The organism is Candidatus Thermoplasmatota archaeon (assembly GCA_022848865.1).
GTDB lineage: Archaea > Thermoplasmatota > Thermoplasmata > RBG-16-68-12 > JAGMCJ01 > JAGMCJ01.
On record JAJISE010000007.1, the window covers coordinates 20,992 to 41,929 of the forward strand.

Consider the following 20,938-nt stretch of genomic DNA (forward strand, 5'->3'; position numbering starts at 1 on the left):
CCCTACGTCAGACCCCAGTTGATCAGGAACAGACTGGAGTGGCCATCATCGTACATCTTCTGGAACGGGGTCGTTTTGAACTTCTCGACAGCCTCATCGCTCATAGGCTCGGCAGCATCCCAGGGATACAGTGCCACACCTGTAACAGTATCGCCATCGAACGCCACATAGGCGGCCCTCCGTCTCCCGGAGGGCGAGTCCACGCTCTCGAGCTCCTCCCGCGCCTCGTCGAAATCCTCGGCATGGAAGATGAGCGTCACCGTGTCCCACGTCGCATCCACGCGCCCGAAGCCGAACAGCATCGTGGAGACCCGATGGTCCGCCGCGACCAAGCCGTCCGTATGCTCCCCTGTCCACAGAGCGAGACTGACCGCTTCTGGCTTCATGCCCTCTTCCCAGCCTCCCATGAGCTCTCTCGGAGGGTAGGCGACGACAGCGTTCGTCACAATCAGACCGAGGGCAACCGCCACGGCCACCCCCGCTCGGCGACGGTTTCCCTCGAAGTGGATGAGACCGAACGCATGGACGGCCCCCAAGCCCACGAGCACGGCGATCGGGAGCATGAGGTACTCCAAGTGACGATAGGGAAGCAGGATTCTGCTGGAGGCAGCCACTCCAACGAGAGTCGAAATCGATATGACGAGAGTCCAGGCGAACGGATAGGATCCACTGCGGTTGAAGCCGATTGGGCGGGAGCCGGGACCCGCGAAGGATATGAAGAGAACCAGGGGCAAGAAAAGTATGACGACCACTGGTGCAAGGTTGATAGTCGTGCCCGGAACCACAACAAGCGCGTTCAAGAGAAGTATCGATAGGGATGTCACGAACACGGTGGTGTACGTCGCCACCGCCCTTCTGAACGTCGGGTATCTGAGCACGAGATTCGGCAGAAGCTTTCTCCTTGCATACACTACGAGGGTACCGGCCACTAGCACGAGCACGAGCAGACCCAAGAGGAAGGGAGAGAGGAAGAGGCTCTCGCTGGAGACCACCTCTTCGGCGAAACCTGGTGCCCCAACGAACCAGAAGAGAGCGGCAGTGACGGCCGTGAAGAGCACATACGTCAACTCCCTCCTCAGCACTTCCTTCGAGGTGCGGCTCCTGAGAAGCTGGACCAGGAACACTCCGGATATGAGGGAGATGAGAAGGAAGTACGTCGAAAGGTGATGTGTGACGATGAGGACGAGAGTGACAGGGAACAGCAGAAGCCCGAACTTGGGATTCCTCAGCCACTTCAGAAAGAGCAGTAGACATGTGGCGAAGAGCAGATCTCCCATGGCTGCGGGCATTGGATGGGAGGTGGCATAGACGTGGGGCATGGCCACTGCGATGAACGCCGCTGCGATCAGTCCAGCTCTGGCATCGCCCGTGATCTCGGTCGTCATCATGAAGATGGGGAGCACGATGAGGGACGCCAGAATCGGGATCATCAACGATAGGGCCATTGACGTGTCCATCCCAAGCAGCGACGTGCTGGCGACGACGATCTCCATGCCCGGGAACAGCGGATATGCAAAACCCCATCCTGCGTAGGCTCCCGATATCGACCCATTCGCCACGAGTTGCGTGCTGATGTAGTAGTACTCGCCGACGTCCGCTCCCCAGAACAGGTGTCTCACTAGCGGGAACAACCTGATGAACATGGCGATGAGGAATATCGCCAGAAGTGCGGAAGCGGTCGACTTTTTCATTTGTCTTGAAATCAGGAGGGAGTACTTTAACCTTATTGGGCAGCATCTGGCTCGCGCTCCCATTCAGGCCAAAAAGTAAATAGAGCTGGGTGGACTTGTCTCTGGAAATTATGCGAGTCTGCATGGTGGCTCCCTCCGTGAAGATCCCTGAGCCCTTGGCTCAGTCCGTTCATCAGCACGAGTTCGCGAAGAATCTCGTCGACTTGGGGATCGAGGTCCATCTCATCTGCCGGAGGGATGAGAACAGACCCTCTCACGAGGCGGGGATTACCTACCACAGGGTGTTCTCGAAAGATGTCCCGTTGAATAGGTTGTTCTTCACGCGGGACACGAAGAGCAAGGTCAGGTCCTTGCTGCGGGAGCACGAGTTCGACATCGTGCACGACCGCGGATACCTCTTTGGCGGGTCGGGCATCGCCATCGCCCGCAAGGCAGGGATTCCCACGATTCTACAGATTGACGATGACTGGATAAGAACGGAAGCCCTCACGTCGAGGATCGCGGCAACGAGACTCTATCGGCAGATGGCCTTGTGGTGGTGCCAACGGACGTTGCAGAGGGCCGACCACGCTTTCTCCGTGAGCGAGAGTCTCAGGCGAGTTACGATTGACGAGTGGGGGGCTGATGCAGACAAGGTCAGCATAATCCCAAACGGTGTGGACCTCGATCTTTTCAATCCTGGAGTCGAACCATTTGGTGTGCGTGATAGGCTCGATGCCGGAGGCGATTCCATCGTATGCTTTGTCGGAGCTCTGGGGCCCTGGCACGGTGTCGATCAGCTGTTGCAGGCCTTCCCAATAGCTCTTCGCAAGGATGCCAACATGAGGTTGCTACTCGTGGGTGGTGCGAAGGAATACGAGATCGGCCATCTGATAGCGCAGACGAAGAGCCTCGGCATCGCTGATAGGGTCAGTTTCCTTGGTAGGGTCGAACACGAGGAGGTTCCTCGCATCCTCGTGGAAAGCGATGTGGCGGTTGCCCCGTATCCTCACGCCGACTTCGGGTTCTCTCCACTGAAGATATTCGAGTACCTGGCATGCGGATTGCCCGTGATCACGAGCGATGTTCCCTCAACGAGAGAGATCATCCGTCACGGTGAGAACGGTCTCCTTGCCAAGGCGGGCGACCCGAACGAACTGGCCAAGGCGATTCTGAGCGTCTTGGGAGATTCTGACCTGGCGGCAAGACTGAAGGAAGGTGCGCTCGAATCGGCACAGGACTTCAGTTGGCGGAAATCGACCGAAAGACTGGCTAAGCTCTATCGCAAGGCTCTCCGAGGATGAGCGGATGGACAGTGACCTTGTTGGACGCTCCGAACCACAGGGCACGAGTGCCCGAGCGATGAGCGGGGGTCCGAGATATGCGTCTCTGGACGATTCTCACTTCTTGCATCTGGCACCTTGGCTTAGATTGGTCAGGACACTGCAAATGCTCCGGTCACATGTGAGGAGCGGGGGGAGGGTCCTGGATGTGGGGTGCGGTGACGGAACGACCATGATGCATCTAGGCGGGAACCGCGTCGGAGTCGATGTGTCCATGGACGTTCTCAAATCCGCCAAGGCTCGCTCAGGAGCGGATGTCGTACTTGGGTCCGCATTGGCTCTTCCTTTCCGCGACGGGTCCTTCGATGTCGTGGTTTGTACCGAGGTTCTCGAGCACCTCGATGATATGGAAGGTGCAATCGGTCAACTGGCAGCTGTCGCGAAGCGGGATGGAACAATCCATCTAACGGTACCTCTGGCGAGCTGGTACAGACTCATGCTGTTCAGGCTACTGGGCATCAGGCCCTACTACCTCAGCGAAGAAGAGCACAAGAGGGAGTTCTCAGCAGTCCCCGTCGACAGATTCAGTTCAGTCTCTTCGCTCCTCTCATCTTTGGAGCGATACGGCCTCAGGATTGAGGACGTCAGAGGATCCTATTTCTTCCCAGACAAGATGGAGGGCCCCCTCGACGAGATCGTACGCGGTTCCACGAGATTGAGGGCCATCGCCGAGCGTTTGGATGCGATCGCAAATATCCTGCCGAAGATGAGATATCTCGGTCGGTACCTCGCGCTGTCGTGTCGGAAGGTCATGTAGTCTCAGATGAGGTCTTCGTAGACCTTCTCGATCTCCCCCGCAACACGTCCCCATGTGAATTTCCTGAGGACCCGCTCCCTCCCTTCCTTGCCCATCTCCTTCGCCTTCTGGGGGTCTGACAGGATTCCAGTTATCATCTCTGCGAGTTCGCCAGCGTTCCCGTACTCGACGAGAAGTCCGGTCTCATCTTGGACAACGGCTTCTGACGTTCCGCCCACGGCACTTGCTATGCAGGGCTTCTCGCACATCATCGCTTCCAGTAACACAATCCCAAAGGCCTCGTACTCGGAAGGGAGCACGAACACATCGGAGGAGGCAAATGCGCTCCTGAACAGGCGGTCATCGGTGATGTGGCCCGTGAAGACGAGGGCATCCGATACGCCCAGCGAGTTCGCCCTCTTGAGCAGACTCTCCCTCATCCCTTCATCCTGCCCGACGAGTACGAACTTCACGTCATCATGCTCAGCGATCACTTCTGGAATGGAATCCACCAGCGTGTCCAGGCCCTTGTTGGACGCAAGACGCCCGACGAACAGGACGACCTTCCCGACCAATCCATAGTGCTCTCTGAACAGTCGGCCATCTGGAGGCGGGTCGAAATCCCCGGGCGATATCCCGTTCGGTATGATAGTGGTCCTCCCTTCCGCGAAGCGACCACCGTTCATGAGGCTCATCTCTGCCTTCGAGACGCCGATGATTCTGTCCGCGGAATCGAAGATGCATGACCCAAGACACCTGTCATAGATCCTCCTCAGCATTTTCCTCTTGCTCCCGCCCCACATCGACCACTCTGGATGGAAGTGGGGAGTGAAGACGAAGGGCACACCGCGCAGTCTTCTCATTAGGAATGCGGCATTGACATGGAAATATCCATATGAGTGGGCGTGTACGACATCGACCTTCTCTCGGATCGATCTCCACAAGAGGGACGGAACGAGGACGTAGTGCATCTCTCCGCCCATCGTGTGCGCTCGGAACCTCTTGACGCGTATTCCGTCGGACGTATCGGGCACCTCGGTCAGCCGAACGAACGGCGTCTCCGTGTAGAGATCCGAAGTAAACACGGTGACGTCGTGACCCCTCTTCACTAGCTCCTTCGAGATCGAGTGTACGTGCGTCTCAGCGCCCCCAGGAGCGGGCGGAAACCTGACGCACAACTGGAGGATTCTCACGATGCTTCAGCTCCCGTGTTACCTTCTGGAAACAAATACCCAACCGGGCTTTAATAGTATTGCGCTCACTCGCAGAAGTCGTCGAGCTTCAGGTGGTGGACCTTATCGTTGCTGAAGAGGGACTCGATGGCCTCTTCGATGAGATCTATCCTCTGTCTGAGGTACTTGGGAATCGTATACTCTTCGGAGATCCTCTTCGAGACTTCCAGGTACTTCCTGACGGAATTCCTGTGGACCGTTAGCGTGAGGTTCCCGCCGCATCGGGAGCACTTCTTCTTGAGCGGTATCCTGCGGAACTTGGCGTTGCATTTCGTGCATCTCACATGCTGGGTCGAGAACGCCTTCATGTTCCCGATCAAGTCGGGCAGGAAGTGATGAGTCACTATCCTCGAGGCGACGTCAGGGGCATCAACCGCTCGTGTCTTTCGAGCCAGACCCAGCTGAGCCTCCATCTTCTCAACCATCGATCCAGCCTTGTACGCGGACGTCAGAGGACCCGAAGCGATGTTCGACGTTCTATGCGAGAACCCGAGCCCCTCGTACTGCAGCACGCTGCCTATCCTCTTCCCCACAGTGTCCACGAGGTCCTCGACATCCCTCGGATGGGCGAACCTGTTCGCCGCTTCGTAGAACTCCAGCGAATAGCCCTCATCGAGGTCTATGTTGTGGGCCTCCTTGTCTATCTCGTTCGGGTTTATCCTGGTGGTCAGCACAAGGGGAGCATCCATTAGTCCTCCCCTCCTTTCAGGCAGGAACGAACGACTGAAGTTCAGAAGGCCATCAAGAAGGAGCATGACGCAATCCTCATCGCCATCACAGTTGCGTCTTTTAGCCGCGTGGAAGTACGGATGGGCGTAGCAGGCTCTGGCATCAGTGTAGCCTATCAACCGAACAAGAACGCCGCCTGACGTATGAGGTGCAAGACCGACGAGGAGGTGCCCGAGCAGGTCATCTGGACTCTCTGCGTTGTAGAATCTTTCCAAGCCGTAGAACTTCTCGAGCAGGTCATCGAGGAATCCAGCAACACGCAAGAGGTACTCTCCACAGAGCTTTGAGGCGACGATGTCCTGCGGCCTGAGCTCCACCAGCTGATCCGGACGTTCAAGAGGATGTCCGCTCGCGTCTTTTGCGTAACCCAGTTCGCGGGCCCTGTCCACGCTCAGACCTATCTCCGCAGGTTTGAAGTGAGTCAGCGGCAAGTCCGTCATGTCGAACCTCGTCGTGCCGTCCTTGAATACGAACACACGGTGCTTGCTGCGAAGAATCCCCTTCTCAAGGGCCTCAGGCGTCTTGCTCTTCGATATCATCCCCCGGACGCATTTCGCGTCCAGAGCCTTGCCCTCGCCCAGTCTTCTAACGGCCTCTTTGTGGATTCGTGCAATGGGAATCCTCTGGGGCCTGACCATTTTCGTCGGCTTCGTTCTCCCGCCGCACGGGCATCTCGGAAGAATCCACTTGGAGCCACACTCCTGGCAGACCCTGATTCCAACCTCGATGGAGACGTCTTGCGAAGCGATCGCGGACTTGAGGAGTCTCTGCGGCCCGCCAAAGTTTCCGACCGGAAACAGGCTGTGAGGTGCCGGCTTCATCAACCGCTCCTTTGCCTTCTCGGGCCGGGCCATTCTCGCACCGATGCGCGAGGGCGCCCGGGCTCTAACCTCGAATCCCGCGAACTTCGTTACAAGATCCAGGGGATCGGAAGTATCAACGTCGGCCTCCTTCTTGATTTCGCCATCATCTGTCCTGAGCCCCAAGCATCTGATGAGCGGGAGCGAGTACTTCTCGAACGTCAGGCCATCTCCGCTCTCTGTGTGGGTCGCGCCGAGTCTGACCACTAAGTCCTTGATCGCATCCGTTCGGGGGATTAGCAGCCTTCCATCCTCAAGGCGACCCTTGGCCGCGACATGGCCCCTGAGCTCCCCGATCTCTTCGACGGTCAGATCATGCCAGAAGAGGTTGTACTTCGGATGCAGCGGGACGCCGAGGGACTCTGACAGCTCTATGGCTCTCTCCGGTGTTGGGTCTCTCCAATCGGAGGGGAGCTCCTCACACTTCGAGCGCAACTCCTGAACGTAAATCTCCGGCGCATATGCCCCAGGCATGAGCAGATGGTTGTTCTCGAGAAACTCACCGAAGGGAATCAGTATCTCACCGAGGTCCACTATCCTCTTGACGCCGCGGGACGGAACGTCCTTCTCATCCGAGACCTCGATGAGGTCGCCGTTGTCCATCAACAGGATCGGCCCCTCGATTGAATCGCACGGAGTGACGGCTCCAGCCTTGCTCGGCCTCTCTATCTTTATCTGTGTGCCGACCGCAATGAAGCTGTCCAGTGCCTTCATCGTCGCGGGGCTGACTCCCAGCGCGGCGAGCCCGGTGGCTCTTGATCTCCCATACCGCAATCTGAACCCGCCGGGCCTGCTGGGATGAGACAGGATGGGCCTGCCAGCCACTATGTTCTCGATATACCTGTAGTTCGGTTGGATTTCCTCGGCCTCATCATCTGTCTTCTCGTGGACCAGGTCGTCGATGAAACCCCATCCGTCTATCTTCAACTTGGAGACGTGCTTCCTTATCTTCGGCGCCTTGAGGGACAGCCCCTCCGCGATGACAAGACATGCCCCGCCCCTCACCCGATTGGTCTCTATTCTCGGCAGGTCCCTGTGACCGCTGATCTCCGAGTCCTCAGTCCCCTCTCCGTTGATTCCGATGGGACAGTTGCTCACGATGAGATCGATATCATCAGCTGTCGGCGTGTGCTGGAGGTGCTGCAGGCGTCTGTAGAGCGGTATCTCCTCTTTGAAGCGCTCAACCTCCTCTCTCGTTGCCTTGTAGGCTCCTATCCCGAGTTCTCGACGGACGACATCTGCTATCAGGACGCTCAAAGCCTGCCCGGTCCCGCCGGCGGATCTTATCGGCCCAGAGTAGTAGACGTCCGCGTAGGACGTGTTATCCCTGTTCTTCTTTATCTTGACGGATGCCAGGCCTTCGAGCGGAGCGACGAGTATCCCCTCCGTCAGTATTGCGAGTCCCACCCGGATCGCTCTGTCTAGGGCGACCTCCTTGGGTCCTCGACCTTTTCTCGCGAGCTCCTTCGCAATGAGCAGGGAGACCTCCTCTCTGTCGTGCTTCTTCGAGAGGCTTCTGATTCTCCTCGCGATTCCCTTGACATCGTAGTCCTGGAGCAGACGCTCAACTCTCGATGCGAGGTCCTCAGCGCGAGGGATCTCAACATCGAGTTCGGGATCATCTCCCAGTCCCCGGGCCTTCGAGGCGACCTTATAGCATCTCTCCGCATCACTCTCCAGAGTGTCGAAATACTCTCGCATCTCTTGGCTGCAGACGATCCCACCCATCCTCGCATCACTCTCAGGATTAGAAGAAGCAACAGGGTATTGCGGAGCATTTCTATAAACCTATCGAGGGCGGCTCTACGGGCCTCTCGATTCGCGAAGGGCTCTGAGAACTCTAATCGCTATGACCCTCGCGTCAAACCACTCCATCGCCACGGCCACGCCTATGAAGAGGAACGCGAGATAGAAAAGCGCCAGAAGCTCTGGGGGTGCAAGGAACGGCCAGAACAGGAGGAGAATCGCCAGTGCCCAGCAGACCAAGGAGATGAGTCGGAAGCGCGTCATCTTCAGATCGTGACGCGTCACAGCCCCCCCGCAAGCGGCACAGGTCGGCCCCTTCTTGGCGATTCTCTTGCATCTCTCACAGTAGTATCTCACGGGCAAGGATATCAGCAAGGGCATAGATGATCGATGTAAAAGACCCTTCTGCTCCTCGCGAAGGAATTCATCCAACCTGAGATTGCTGGATCCAGGTCCCGATCCTAGGACTTCTCGGGGCAAATATTCATGACAAAAGATATTTATAAAGACAAGTCATCAGAAAGCTGAATGAAGAAGATCAAGAGCGGAATCTACGGTCTGAATCCTCTCTTGGACGGCGGCATGAACGAGAACTCCACGACGGTCGTGATTGGAGCCTCGGGCGCCGGCAAGACCACATTCGCCACCCAGTTCGTCCGAAGGGGACTGGAAGCGGGGCAAGAGAGCATCTTCGTAAGCCTTGACGAGAACAAGGACGAGATAATCAGGGAAGCCATCGAAATGGGGTGGCGCGAGATACTCGATTACCTTGACAACGAGAAGCTCGTGTTCATCGACGCTTCCGGAAAGGAGTTCTCCAGCTTCATAAAGAAAGAGCTTCCATCCTTCGTCGCGGATTGGGGCGGGTCAAATGCTCGCATCTCAATCGATCCTCTGACTCCGGTCATGTGGTCGGTTCAGGATCAGTATGAGAGAAGAGACCTGATCGGATTCCTATTGAAGCAGGCTCGGAAAGTGGGAACGGTTCTCTGCACGCTGGAGGAGCACGGCTCGTCAGGGGACCTTTCGGGACCCGAGACGATCATACCCATGTACCTTGCGGATTGCGTGGTTCATCTCAGATACCGGCCAGTTGACGGTGCAGTGAGCCGAACGCTCAAGATCGTGAAATGCCGGAGCAGCAAGCACAGCGATTTGGCACATCCCTACCGCATAATCAAAGGTCTGGGTCTCATAGTCGAGAGGGGGAACTACAGGAAGGTCGAGACGAAGAAGATCCCAGACAAACTGAGAGAAGACTTCAAGAAGATCGTTGGGAACAAGGTCCCGCCTCATGTTAGGGCACGGCTCTCCAGGGCTCTCAAGGATCTCACCGATGACGATTTTGAGGGGATCAAGGCCAGCGAGATCATCGAAGACATCATCGAGGAATATGAGAAGAAGTAAATCCAGGGGAGTCGGCAAGGCCCTTGAGAGGGTCATGCTTGGCGGGGACGATGAGGAGAGAGCCGGTCTAGAGTCCGTCCTCATGAGCCCCGTCCGGCAGAGGCTCTTCGCATTCCTGTGCCGATATCCTGGATCCCCGCTCAAGACGGTCTCGGCTGCAAACGACATCTCACAGAGCACCGCAGCTTGGCACCTGCGACAGCTAATGGAATCCGGCTACATCAACCAAAGAAATGTCCGCAACAAGGTGACATACTCTCCTGTGGGACTCGTTGACGAAAAGGATGGCGAGCTTCTGGAACTGCTGAACAACGAGGCCGCCAAGAAGCTGTTTCTCACGATACTGAGCCAGCCAGGACTCTCTCAAAGGGAACTGGCGAAGATGCTCAGCACGAGTGACCAGTCAATCCTAAGACTCGTCAAGCGAATGGAGGGTCTCGATCTCATCTCTCGCACGACCGACGGGAGGTTTGTCAGGTATTTCCCATCAGATGGACTGAAGAGGGCGAAGGATCGGAACTACAAGAGGGGGAAGGAGTTCCGCAAGGACATTCTTAGGAAGTTGGAGACCGATGGACTGGAGCCCAAGGTCGTCCGCCAATCGGATACGGAGTTGATGGTCGAGATTCAGAGGTCGCGATTCAAGTCCGTACTGGACCTCTCAGTTGATCCCTTCCGAACAGTACTGGAATAGGACCTAAACACAAAACCGTACTAGACGGTTCCAAAACCAACAGACTGAGTTCCAGACCAGTTCTAGAAACGGTATATATCCACGTCTCGTAGAAGAACCCGATGGAAGAGAGCTTCATAAGTCTCCTTTCTGAGATCTCCGGTGTAGGCAAGAAACGGGCGAAGAGGCTAATCGAGGAAGGATTCTCTTCCGTCGACTCGATTCTATCCGCGGATGTCGAGGACATCGCGATGGTCGCCGGCGTCGGGTGGGAGCTTGCGACCAGAGTCAAGGATTTTTTCGAGGAGAAGTTCCTCCAGGAGAACCTCCCCTTCGTTTGCCCAGTCTGTGGGAGTTCTGTGGAAACTGACGACACACGATGCTCTTCCTGCGGGACGGTCCTGCCAGCCAGAAAGGAGCTCGAAATGGAATCGCTGGACAGCCTGCTGGAAGAGCTTGAGAAGGACATCCCGCTGGACGAGGAAGAGGTTCCCGAGGACGTCGGGGAGGAAGAGGGAGAACCCAAGATCCTGGCCAGGGACTTCCTTGAGAGATGGAAGCGCATCCAGGAGGGAGAGGAACTCCCGCGCGCCCAGAAGATCGAGGAACAGATCAGTCACTACGGCAGACTCCTTGACGTCGACCCCACGCTAGAAAGAGCTTGGCTGAAGAAAGCCGAGCTCCTCGTCGAGCTGGGGAGGTACGACGAAGCAATCGAATGCTACGACAGGGCTTCTGAACTCAATCCAGAGATGGAGGAGCAGTACAAGCTGGAAGTCCTCAACGTGCTCCGGTCCAAAGGGGATGTCTCCCTTGTTCCAGAGGCGGAAGAAGAGATATCTGACGAAGACGCGGACGCCATCGAGAGGGCCATTCGACACTACGATGCGCTCCTGAGGTTGGATCCCTCGCTCAAGATGGCGTGGCAGACCAAGGGAGAGCTACTTGAGAAGCTCGGTCGACAGGACGAAGCAGTTGAGTGCTATGGGAGGGCCATTGGGTCAGCCACTCTCGAAAGAGTCAGGAACATCAGGGAGATGGCCACGCTCAGTCAGCGGGACGTGTTGAGCCGAAGGTCCGTTGGCAAAGGTCTCATCAACGGCCTCGGACGGACCAACGGCCTGGTCAACGGCCTCGTGAATGGAAGGGTCAACGGTCTCGTAAACGGACTTGTCAACGGGGTCGGGCGGGTCAACGGTCTCGTAAACGGACTTGTCAACGGGGTCGGGCGGGTCAACGGCCTAGTCAACGGCCTGATAAACGGTAATGGCCTGATCAACGGCAGAGCGGGCAGGGTTAGACCCATGGAGATTCCCAGAGGACCGTCGAGATGGTCTCGAGGTCTCGTAGGAGTGGCAGCTCTTCTCACGTTTCTCATTCTCATGCCCATGCTGGGTTCAATACTCTTCGCCCCGGCGGGAACTACGATCGAAATCGATGGACACTTCGATGATTGGTCTGTACTCTCCACTAGGAGCTCCCCGATATTCCTTGACGATTCCTCAGATCAGCTGGAGAACGCAGATATCAACATCGTTTCCTACCGGCTGTTCAGGCAACTCAACCGTGGATATGTGTATGCAGAAGTAGAAGGCTCGTTCTTCAACGGTGCGGGGCAGGAAGGCCTCGACAATCTCTTCCTATTCATCGACAGCGACGGAGACTCTTCGACTGGCTACGAGGCAGGCGATCTTGGCGTGGACGATCTCGTGCGCCTCAGCGGTTGGAACAACTCGTGCACAGGAAGCGGTTCCATGGAGTTCTCCCCGTCGCGCGGCAGGGACAACTGGCATGGGTTCCGACAGGACGGGTCCGCCAGTTGCGCCGTGGAGCACAACAAGCTTGAGGCGGTCTTCAGTCTTCCCAACAACGGCGCCAGAATGCTGTTGGCGACCATGGATATCCTCGGGAACATGGATGTGGGGGATGCGATAGTGGAGACGGACCGCGGGGCACTGACAGTGGATGTCGAGACCGTGGCCCCGGAGGTTGTGACGCAGTTGGAATTCCCCGCTCTCTCCCTGATTATGCGGGTCCAGGCGACCGCCCTGAGCACCCTGTCGCTCGATTTTTCCACACGGGGCAACCTCTCTGACGATCTTGTCACTGTTGCGCTGTATCAGGACTCGAACGTCAATGGCGTTTGGGACGCATCGGACGCTCTCCTGGGGACCTCGGACGTTGCCAGCGGCATAGTCCAGTTCCAGCTGAACACATCCTCGAGCCCGCTCACGGGCAACGTCACGCTCTTCGCAGTGGCGCAGTTGACCTCCATGCCTGAGACACACTCCTTCGGACTCAGGCTCGACAGTGTCGTCGCGAACTCGACGGTACTCATCAGGGAAGGCTTTCTGACGAATTCCTACATCCTTTCCCCGCCTGAAGTAACCGTGGACGGTGCATTCGCGGACTGGAACGGGTCATACCAGATGGACGGCAACGATGACGTCATAAGGATCGATCCCGGCGACGCCACGGTGAACGAGAACATCGACCTCAGGAACTACTCACTTCACAGGGCCGAGAACGTCTCCTTCTACCTCGACGTCGACCGCTTGGGAAGGATGCTTGGCGGCAATCTGATTCCCGCCTCTTACGAGAGACCTGGACCATACATCCCTCCCTATCTAGACAGTGACCGTGATACCGTGCCGGACGACCTCGACGGTCCGAACGGGATATACAGGTTCGACTTCGACAACGACGGTACATCGGACATATCCGAGGGAGGCGATGTTGACGGTGACGGCGAACAGGACCACCCCTTCGGCGATGACTATTGGCTAGAGACAGTCCTTCCGTCCAACTTCACAGAACCCTACGCCGGTGAAAGCGTCAGGATCTACATCGGTCCCGCGCCCGCGAGGGTCTCCGAGGGAATGGACAGAGTCGTTGTGTATTTGGACAGAGACGGCCCGAGCACAGGCCTGAGAACGATCGCGGATGGCCAGTTCGTCGGATACGATTTCATGTTGCTTGTCGTAGGAAAAGGCGGCAGCATCAACTCCACTGGCGTTTACGTTTACAATCAGTCTTCTGAGATCCCATGGGAGCTCAGCTCGCCGTTGGACGCTGCGACTGACAGTATCAGGATGGAGCTGGGAGTGCCCGCTCAAGTCCTCAACTTGACCGATGATTTCGTCGCCCACGTCTTCATGATCGATTGGAGCAAGAACTACGACCGTTCCGATGTCGCGCTGACGAACTCCACCAGCAGGAGCAGGACACGCAGTCCGGAGGGCGATGATATCGTGCTGAACGAGATAAGGCCTGACAAGAAGAAGAGCGAGTGGTTCGAACTCGCCAATCCAACGGACAGCGAGATTGACATCTCCGGATGGGAGGTCACGGTGGATGGAATCACGGTATACACATTTCCCCAGGGGACAACGATCGGGGCCTTTGGCAGTGGCAACGAGTACCTCGCAGTGGATGTTAGTGGGGACAAGCTCCCTGACGGAGGGGCCAATGTCAAGCTGGTCAACGGGACCTCAGACATTGACGAGATAGACTACCCAAGCACCAAGGTGTCCGAGAGCTGGTCCAGATACAGGGAGTCCGAGACGGACAAGCCCCTCGATACTGACAGCGTCAATGATTGGTACATCTCGAAATCTTCCACGAAAGGAGAGATGAATGATCAGACCAAACCTTCCATGGTTGTGAAGAAGATTGCGGACAAGATCTCCGCAGCCCCCGGTGAGGAGGTCGTCTACACTATCTACTACAACAACACAGGGTCAAGTAGGGCAAAGAGCGTCTGGCTGAACGATACCCTTCCGGATGCTGTGACCTACATCTCTTCGAGCAAGGCGTACTTATCAAGGAGCGGGAACACGTATCGGTGGTTCTTCAACAACGTTCCGTCCAAGTCCGAGAACTCCTTCACAATTACGGTCCAGGTGAACGACACGGCCGCGGATCAAGCGGTTCTTGCGAACTTCATCACTCTGAACTACACGAACAACAATAATGTCTGGCAACCAGGCTCCGACTCCACAACGTCCTTCACAGTGTCGCGCCCCATAATAACCATAGTCAAGACTGTCGACAAATCCATCGCTCAGCCCGGCGACACGTTGAACTACACTATCTACTACAACAACACAGGCTCAGCGAACGCAGCTCACGTATGGGTGAATGACACCCTTCCAGACAACGTGACCTTCCAGTCCTCGAGCGATCCTTACGAGTCCCAGACCGGGAGTACCTACGTCTGGCATTTCACAGATGTCGCACCAGGTTCTCATTCATTCACGATTACGGTCACCGTTGACCTCGATGTGCCACCCGGGATCACACTGGTCAACTACGCCTTCCTGAACTACACGACACAGAACTCGTACGGATTGGAGGGATCTTCGGGTTCGGCGTCGACCTACATCCCTGAATTCCAGGACATGGTCATGCCTCTAGCCACGATTCTGGCGGTCTTTGTCCTCATCAGAAGAAGGAGGGTGGCTGACGGCGTTCCGCGGACCAACGACCGTTAAAGCGGCACGATTCACCGCCGCTCAAGGGATTGCTCCCAGCGAGCAATGGCTAGCGTACCTGGGCCAACAGTCCGAGACCCTCTCAAGGAGGGTTAGGCTTCCCGTGGGCTCGCGCTCCACAGTACCGGAGAGAACGTGGGCGGGCTTAACTTCTGGGTTCGGGATGGGACCAGGTGTATCTCCGCCACTCTGGCCGTCATACCAACCAGCTGATTACTCACCACCGTATATAACCTTTTTCAAATCCATCGTGTCCGCTCGCGTTCCACGCCTCCCAAACAAAGAAGTCGGTGCATTCTGGCGGGAACTAGGCAAACAGGGAGAACAGTCCGAAGAGCAGGTTGCCGAGGACGAAGGAGAGTGCGAAGGAGATCGTCAGGGGCACGATGAAAGGGATCTGGGGGGTCACCCAAACCCGGTCGTGACCCGCCGCAATCAGCTTCTGGGCCTCCTCCTCTATGTTCCTGCTGCGTCTTGGAAGGAGCTCCCTGACCAGCTTTCCGTCCTCGACTCTCTGCATCAGCCAAACGAACTTCGGTAGATCCCTTAGGTCCGTCTTGTAGCCAAACAGCCCCTCGGGCAGCTTCAGATCGCCCTTCGAGAGGTTGTAGATCAGGAACGCGAGAGGTGCGAAGACCATCAGGAGTGCCGCGTTGAGCAGGGCTACCAGCGCGAATGGAAACGCAATGCTGAACCCGCTCAGCTCGCCCCAACCCAAGAGAGGAAACCCGTGGAATGCTGGGTACATTGGGACCAGGATGGCTATGGCCATGAACGATTTCGCGTCCGCGCCTCCCCTAAGAAGCCCTGTCATGTAGAAGACGTAGGCCATGAGAATCATCGCCGGAATCGTGAGCAGTTGGAGGAACTTCGTGAGGGCCTCCCCTCCGATCTGGAGGAAATGGTATAGCAGGAATGCGATGACGACCAGAGCCAACACGTAGAGGACGATTACGGTTGCCCTGAGCCAGTTCTCCGGGATCTCAAGGATCGTGTCTCTGTCCCAGAAAACGTCGAAATACATGATCGCCACGGGCACGAGGATCAGATGGTGATGGAGAGAATATCCGTTCGAAAACATCTGCGCTTCGAGGACTGCGATGGCGCACAGGCCCATCAGAACCCACACGATGTTCGAGACCCTTCTCGTTCTCATGTCGGAGACCGACCCGTAAACAAGGAAGAACAGACCGAGGACGAGCCTTAGGATGTCCAATTCCTCCATGCACATCGATAGCGACTCCAAATTAAAAAGATAGTGGTATGGTTACGACCCGCAAGAGTCACGTGAGTGTCAGACCAAGACCTTCCGCAAACCTGTGCGCCTCGTTGAACTCGCGATTTGTGATTCGTCTTCCTATCTTCTCATGATAGAATGCCTTGTGCTCAGGTCTGTACTGGTCCATGACGTTGACCACTATCTTGCTCGTGTCCAGGTTCTCCTTCACCCACCTGAGGATCGGTTTGGTGCAGCACTCGACGTGTCCCGGCATCACGAGGTGTCTCATGACGATCTCTGCGTGCTCGTTCGCCAAGCTGTGGTTTCTCGTCACGATTTCCCAATAGTTGGGAGCGTCCGAGAGCTCTTCTCCGCATTCGCCAGGCCCGTACTTGAAGTCAGAGAGATACACGTCGACGACTCCGCGAAGAAGAGTCATAGTCTCTCTCGACATGTACATGTTCGAGTTCCAGACTTGGGGCAACGGCGCGGAGCACACCCGCAGGACCTGTAGTATGTATTCAAGGTTCGGCGTTGGTTCCCCGCCCACCCAGTTGACGTTCCTAACATTGCCGGCCATCCTCTCTATGTCGCGGGAAAGGACCTCCGCTGGAATGCATCTTCCCGCATTTCGCTGACTTATGTCCCAGTTCTGGCAGAATATGCATCTGAAAGTGCACCTGCTGAAGAAGATCGTGTACGAGGGGATGATGTCCGGCTCCTCTCCCCAATGGACGAACTTGGAAGCCACTCTGGCCTCTTCTGCTTTGCAGTAGCCTTTCTCTCCCGCCAGTCGGTTCACTCCACAAGACCGCTCACAGAGATGGCAGCTCTCCATGATCCTTCGGGCGAGCTCGATCTTCAGATCGATCAGGGTCTTTCCCGGGTCGGGGATCTTGCCCTCCGCCTCCAAGAAGGTGCCGTGATCCGCCCAGAGCGTGGGAGTATCCTCCGTGAGATCCGAATCTATGCCCTGGGCAGCCTCTGCGAGGAACGCGGGGAGTCTATCCCCACTCAAGATGGAAAAATAGTTGGAAAGAACCTGCCTGGAGCTCTTCACGACATTTTATGGCCGCGTCAGATGAAAAACCTTATGGTCCAGCCTCCGAAAGATTTTATACACCTCGATATTGTATATCCGACTCTCCATGAACCGTGAGGATACGACACCTGAAGTTGAGATTCAGCTCAGCCGTAATCTGGGTCTTCTAGATGTCACCATGATAGGGATAGGCGGGATGATCGGGGCGGGCATCTTCGTCCTCATGGGGAGTGCATCCTCCGTGGCTGGTAGCGCAGCCATTATCGCCCTTGCTCTAAACGGATTGGTGGCATTGATTACCGCACTCTCCTATGCCGAGCTTGGCTCCGCCTTTCCCGCCGCCGGCAGCGTCTACATCTGGGCAAGGGAAGGCCTCCCGCCTCCTGCGGGCTTCTTCAGCGGGTGGACGTCGTGGATCGCTGCCACGATTGCATGCAGTCTCTACGCGGTTGGGTTCGGCAGTTTCGCCGTATTCGCCCTTGGCCCCGAAGTTGCGGGGGTCATCCAGGATTCCCCATATTGGCTCGTCCAGATTATCGCGGTTCTCATCGTCCTGACCTTCGTCTTCATAAACTACTTCGGCGTCGAGACGACCGGAAAGACCGAGTCGTGGCTTACGGCGGCAAAGGTGGGCATACTTGCGGTTTTCGTCTTGGGCGGATTCATAGCCATCTTCGGCGATCCTGCACATTTGAACGATTTCGTTGATGACTTTGTCGGTCAGAACGTGTCCAGCGTCTTCCTGGCCATGGGCCTCACGCTCATCGCGTTTCAGGGATTCGAGATCATCGCTCAGTCTGGCGAAGAAGTCAAGAACCCGAAAAGGAACATCCCCAGAGCGATATTCATCTCAATCGGAGTTGTCGTCCTTCTCTACGTGCTCACGTTCTTCGTCTTCTATGAACATCTGGTGGACCCAAGATTCATGGATTCCAATTCCCCCGAACTCGCGATGATTCGGGCAGCAAACGGGATCATCCCCGTAGGTGGTTCAGCACTGATGCTTGCGGGAGGCTTTCTTGCCACAACTTCCGCATTGAATGCAACTGTCTATTCCTCCTCGAGGGTTTCGTTTGCCATGGGCAGGGATGGAACCATCCCTCATCGACTGGGGAAGATCCATCCGGTAAGGAGAACACCTGCCAATGCGATACTGACAAGCGGTCTTATCATAGGCATGATGGCCGTGCTCCTTCCCATAGAGCAGATCGCCGCATCGGCATCCGTGATGTTCCTCCTGCTCTTCACCCTCGCGAATGCATCTGTGATATCCCTGAGGAAGAAAAGGCCCGATCTGGACAGAGGGTTCAAGGTTCCGTTTGTCCCCGTCGTGCCGCTGATAGGTATCGTCCTGAATATCTCTCTTGCTGCCTACATCTGGTTCTTGGAACCTCTGGAGGGAGACTTCGGTCCCGGTCAGATTGCGTGGTATGTAGCGCTGACGTGGATTCTCATTGGATTGGTGATCCATTACCCGACGGGCGGTAGGAGGGAGATTACTGAGATCAAGCCTGCCCGAAGGGTCGAGGTCCTCGAGGTTCTCTCCAAGGGAACCGCCAAGATAGACAAGAAGAAGTACAGGGTCATGGTCCCGATCAAAGGACCTGAGGATATGCCCTTGGTCGATTTCGGAGCTTCTCTGGCGGAAGACAGGAATGGAGAGCTCACCATACTCAGCGTGTTCGACGTCCCGAAAGCCACGCCCTTGAAGTCAGTGGGCTACGGACAAGTGAACTCGTCGATAAGAGAAATGGGTCGTCTAGAGAGGTCCGCAAGGAAGAAAGATGTCAAGGTCCATGCGCTCCTCAAGATCTCGCACGATGTCTACGAGGCCATCATCCGGACCATCGAGAACGAGGACGTGAACCTCATAGTCCTTGGATGGACGGGCGGGGTGCCAACTCATCGAAGGATATTCGGAACCAACATAGACTACCTGGTGCAGAGGGCACCTTCGGATGTCGTAGTCTTCAAGTACAAAGGCATGCCCGAGACGCTCGACAGCATACTCCTTCTCGCAGGTCATGAATGGCACGCCTCGCACGCCGCAGAACTGGCCTCCAGCATCGCAAAGAGATCTGAGGCAACCATCACCGTCCTTGGTGTGGTGACGGACGCAAGCAAGAGGAGAATGGACGAGAGGGCCGTCGAGAGACTGTCAACGATCTGCCGCGAGAACGGTGTCGGCGTGGACACCAAGGTAGTGACCTCCCGGGAGTACGTCCGCACTGTTGTAGCCGAGTCCAAGAAGCACGATTTGCTGGTGATGGGTGCCAGCGCATATTGGCCTCTCAAGAAATACGTCTTCGGGCCGATACGGGACGACATCGCTGCAAGAACGGAGACACCGATTCTCATGTTGAGAAAGGTGAAGACTAGTTGACAAGGGACTTTATGCCAGCTTCCAGGAAGACATCCTGAACGCAGTAGATCAGTTTGCTGTTGATTGCCTTCATGGTCTCTGGCTTGTCGGTATAAGCGAGCAGTTGATACAGTACGAGCCCATCATCGATGTTCTTGGCGAAGACCCTCGGTTTCGGCTCATCCACAATCCCATCTGTCTTGTCCGCCGCCTTCATGAGGAGTTCCTCGACCTTGGCGTGCGGGATGTCGAACCCGACTCTCGTCTCCACGGCCATGGCGTAGGTTTCCGATCTGCTGAAATTCACGGTTCTCTTTCCGATCAACTCGCTATTCGGAACACTGATAATCTCTCCCCTGAGCGTCTCCACCTGCGTCAGGGCAAGGCCTATGTTCTTGATGTCGCAGACGAGATCATCCAGAATCTTCACTCTGTCGCCCTCATCGAACGGATCCGACATCATGAGCCCGATTCCCGACAAGGCATTCCTAATAGTATCGATTCCCACGTAAATGCCAGCGAGGGCGAGGAGCACGAACACGACCGCCGCGAGTATCACCTCAAGTGGGTCCAGAAGCACCGAGAGGATCAAGAAGACGAGAACGACCACCGCTGCTCCCCAGATGATGTATCTGGAAAGCCTCCTCAGGAGCTCGATTACACGCGGAGGGAACTTCTTGCTCCTTCGCCTCATGTCCTCGAACAGCGACGATGTGAGCCGCAAGATGATTAGCGTCACTGCGATTACAACGACGACCATCGCACCTATATGCGGGAGATTGACAGCCTGGATCGGATACAGAATGATCTCGTTCACCCAGTCCCTCACGCCTTCCACACCGGCTCCGCCGATGAGCCAAAGCCCGCCAAGCCCGGCGATCAACCCTCCCAGCACATATATGAGGTACTTGAGGAAGAGCTCAACGAATCCAAGGGCCTCAAGGCCAACGAGGCCTTCCTGTCTTCTCTCGACCGACATCCGCAGATATTCCGCAAACCTCCTCAACATGTTCGCGAGGATGACCGTGATCAGGAGGACCACGACAACGAAGAGGATTGGCAGGATGAGGCTGTTCAAGACTAGGAGGAACCCTTCCTCTCCAGACTGCATGTACACTATGAGAAGAACGAGAACGCCCAGGATGCCCACCCACATCCACTGAACAATCGATCTTATTATGTCCAGGGCCCTGTTGTCTAGGTACTTGCTCTCGTGCATCTTGAGATACTCGAAGTACCTCGTCAACCATGCGAGACCGTACATCCACACAACTATGAGTAGGATTATCGCCACGAGCCACGGACCGAATTCCGTGAGGAAACCAACAACTGGATCTAGGAGGGAAAGCGTGAACGCCATCCGATTGAGATTATGCAGCATTATTAAAGCCTTTTCGGAGGTTTTCCCAAAGCGGAGAATGAGCCT

At 56.2% G+C, this 20,938-nt stretch carries 13 protein-coding genes and 1 rRNA gene; 6 read left to right on the forward strand and 8 right to left on the reverse strand.

The features are described 5' to 3' along the window. Positions 1-2: 2 nt before the first annotated feature. Positions 3-1,691: a hypothetical protein gene (locus tag LN415_02445; GenBank protein ID MCJ2555953.1), complete on the reverse strand. Its 1,689-nt coding sequence runs from the start codon at positions 1,689-1,691 to the stop codon at positions 3-5. A gap of 137 nt (positions 1,692-1,828) precedes the next feature. On the opposite strand from LN415_02445, the gene LN415_02450 reads away from it, so the two are divergent. Together LN415_02450 and LN415_02455 are read left to right on the forward strand one after the other, a co-directional pair. Further along, a complete protein-coding gene (locus LN415_02450; GenBank protein ID MCJ2555954.1) occupies positions 1,829-2,974 on the forward strand; it encodes a glycosyltransferase family 4 protein in 1,146 nt (381 codons plus the stop codon). A 4-nt stretch (positions 2,975-2,978) separates the two neighbouring features. Next, a complete protein-coding gene (locus LN415_02455) occupies positions 2,979-3,770 on the forward strand; it encodes a methyltransferase domain-containing protein (protein MCJ2555955.1) in 792 nt (263 codons plus the stop codon). 2 nt (positions 3,771-3,772) lie between these two features. On the opposite strand, the gene LN415_02460 is transcribed toward LN415_02455, so the two are convergent. The 3 genes from LN415_02460 to LN415_02470 form a co-directional block, all read right to left on the reverse strand. Then, complete coding sequence (locus tag LN415_02460) at positions 3,773-4,942, reverse strand: glycosyltransferase family 4 protein (GenBank protein ID MCJ2555956.1); 1,170 nt, start codon at positions 4,940-4,942, stop codon at positions 3,773-3,775. Positions 4,943-5,007: 65 nt separating this feature from the next. Beyond that, positions 5,008-8,298 carry a DNA polymerase II large subunit gene (locus LN415_02465; GenBank protein MCJ2555957.1) on the reverse strand — a complete coding sequence of 1,097 codons (3,291 nt, stop codon included), beginning with the start codon at positions 8,296-8,298 and terminating at the stop codon, positions 5,008-5,010. A gap of 75 nt (positions 8,299-8,373) precedes the next feature. Beyond that, on the reverse strand, positions 8,374-8,697 hold the full coding sequence (locus LN415_02470) for a hypothetical protein (GenBank protein MCJ2555958.1): 324 nt from the start codon (positions 8,695-8,697) through the stop codon (positions 8,374-8,376). Between the two features lie 147 nt (positions 8,698-8,844). Between LN415_02470 and LN415_02475 the strand changes: the two genes are divergently transcribed. From LN415_02475 to LN415_02485, 3 genes are all read left to right on the forward strand, one after another. Next, entirely contained in the window at positions 8,845-9,723 is an 879-nt protein-coding gene (locus LN415_02475) for a circadian clock protein KaiC (GenBank protein MCJ2555959.1), read from the forward strand. Further along, complete coding sequence (locus tag LN415_02480; protein MCJ2555960.1) at positions 9,710-10,417, forward strand: winged helix-turn-helix transcriptional regulator; 708 nt, start codon at positions 9,710-9,712, stop codon at positions 10,415-10,417. The genes LN415_02475 and LN415_02480 overlap by 14 nt, the downstream gene beginning before the upstream one ends. A 101-nt stretch (positions 10,418-10,518) precedes the next feature. Further along, positions 10,519-14,889 carry a DUF11 domain-containing protein gene (locus tag LN415_02485; GenBank protein MCJ2555961.1) on the forward strand — a complete coding sequence of 1,457 codons (4,371 nt, stop codon included), beginning with the start codon at positions 10,519-10,521 and terminating at the stop codon, positions 14,887-14,889. 79 nt (positions 14,890-14,968) lie between these two features. Here the strand turns inward: LN415_02485 and rrf are convergent. The 3 genes from rrf to LN415_02500 form a co-directional block, all read right to left on the reverse strand. Continuing rightward, positions 14,969-15,090: ribosomal RNA gene (rrf, locus tag LN415_02490) — 5S ribosomal RNA — on the reverse strand. A gap of 106 nt (positions 15,091-15,196) precedes the next feature. Beyond that, positions 15,197-16,105: a hypothetical protein gene (locus LN415_02495; protein ID MCJ2555962.1), complete on the reverse strand. Its 909-nt coding sequence runs from the start codon at positions 16,103-16,105 to the stop codon at positions 15,197-15,199. A gap of 67 nt (positions 16,106-16,172) precedes the next feature. Then, positions 16,173-17,126, reverse strand: coding sequence for a radical SAM protein (locus LN415_02500; protein ID MCJ2555963.1), 954 nt, complete (start codon positions 17,124-17,126; stop codon positions 16,173-16,175). A gap of 130 nt (positions 17,127-17,256) precedes the next feature. Between LN415_02500 and LN415_02505 the strand changes: the two genes are divergently transcribed. Beyond that, entirely contained in the window at positions 17,257-19,533 is a 2,277-nt protein-coding gene (locus tag LN415_02505; protein MCJ2555964.1) for an amino acid permease, read from the forward strand. On the opposite strand, the gene LN415_02510 is transcribed toward LN415_02505, so the two are convergent. Further along, positions 19,526-20,872: a mechanosensitive ion channel family protein gene (locus LN415_02510; protein ID MCJ2555965.1), complete on the reverse strand. Its 1,347-nt coding sequence runs from the start codon at positions 20,870-20,872 to the stop codon at positions 19,526-19,528. The two genes, LN415_02505 and LN415_02510, sit on opposite strands and share 8 nt — an antisense overlap. Between the last annotated feature and the right edge of the window lie 66 nt (positions 20,873-20,938).

Excerpts from the sequence above, each read along its gene's own strand:
- LN415_02445 (MCJ2555953.1), bottom strand. The coding sequence starts at position 1,691 with ATGAAAAAGTCGACCGCTTCCGCACTTCTGGCGATATTCCTCATCGCC.
- LN415_02455 (MCJ2555955.1), top strand. The coding sequence starts at position 2,979 with ATGGACAGTGACCTTGTTGGACGCTCCGAACCACAGGGCACGAGTGCC.
- LN415_02465 (MCJ2555957.1), bottom strand. The coding sequence starts at position 8,298 with ATGGGTGGGATCGTCTGCAGCCAAGAGATGCGAGAGTATTTCGACACT.
- LN415_02470 (MCJ2555958.1), bottom strand. The coding sequence starts at position 8,697 with ATGCCCTTGCTGATATCCTTGCCCGTGAGATACTACTGTGAGAGATGC.
- LN415_02475 (MCJ2555959.1), top strand. The coding sequence starts at position 8,845 with ATGAAGAAGATCAAGAGCGGAATCTACGGTCTGAATCCTCTCTTGGAC.
- LN415_02480 (MCJ2555960.1), top strand. The coding sequence starts at position 9,710 with ATGAGAAGAAGTAAATCCAGGGGAGTCGGCAAGGCCCTTGAGAGGGTC.
- LN415_02485 (MCJ2555961.1), top strand. The coding sequence starts at position 10,519 with ATGGAAGAGAGCTTCATAAGTCTCCTTTCTGAGATCTCCGGTGTAGGC.
- LN415_02505 (MCJ2555964.1), top strand. The coding sequence starts at position 17,257 with ATGAACCGTGAGGATACGACACCTGAAGTTGAGATTCAGCTCAGCCGT.
- LN415_02510 (MCJ2555965.1), bottom strand. The coding sequence starts at position 20,872 with ATGGCGTTCACGCTTTCCCTCCTAGATCCAGTTGTTGGTTTCCTCACG.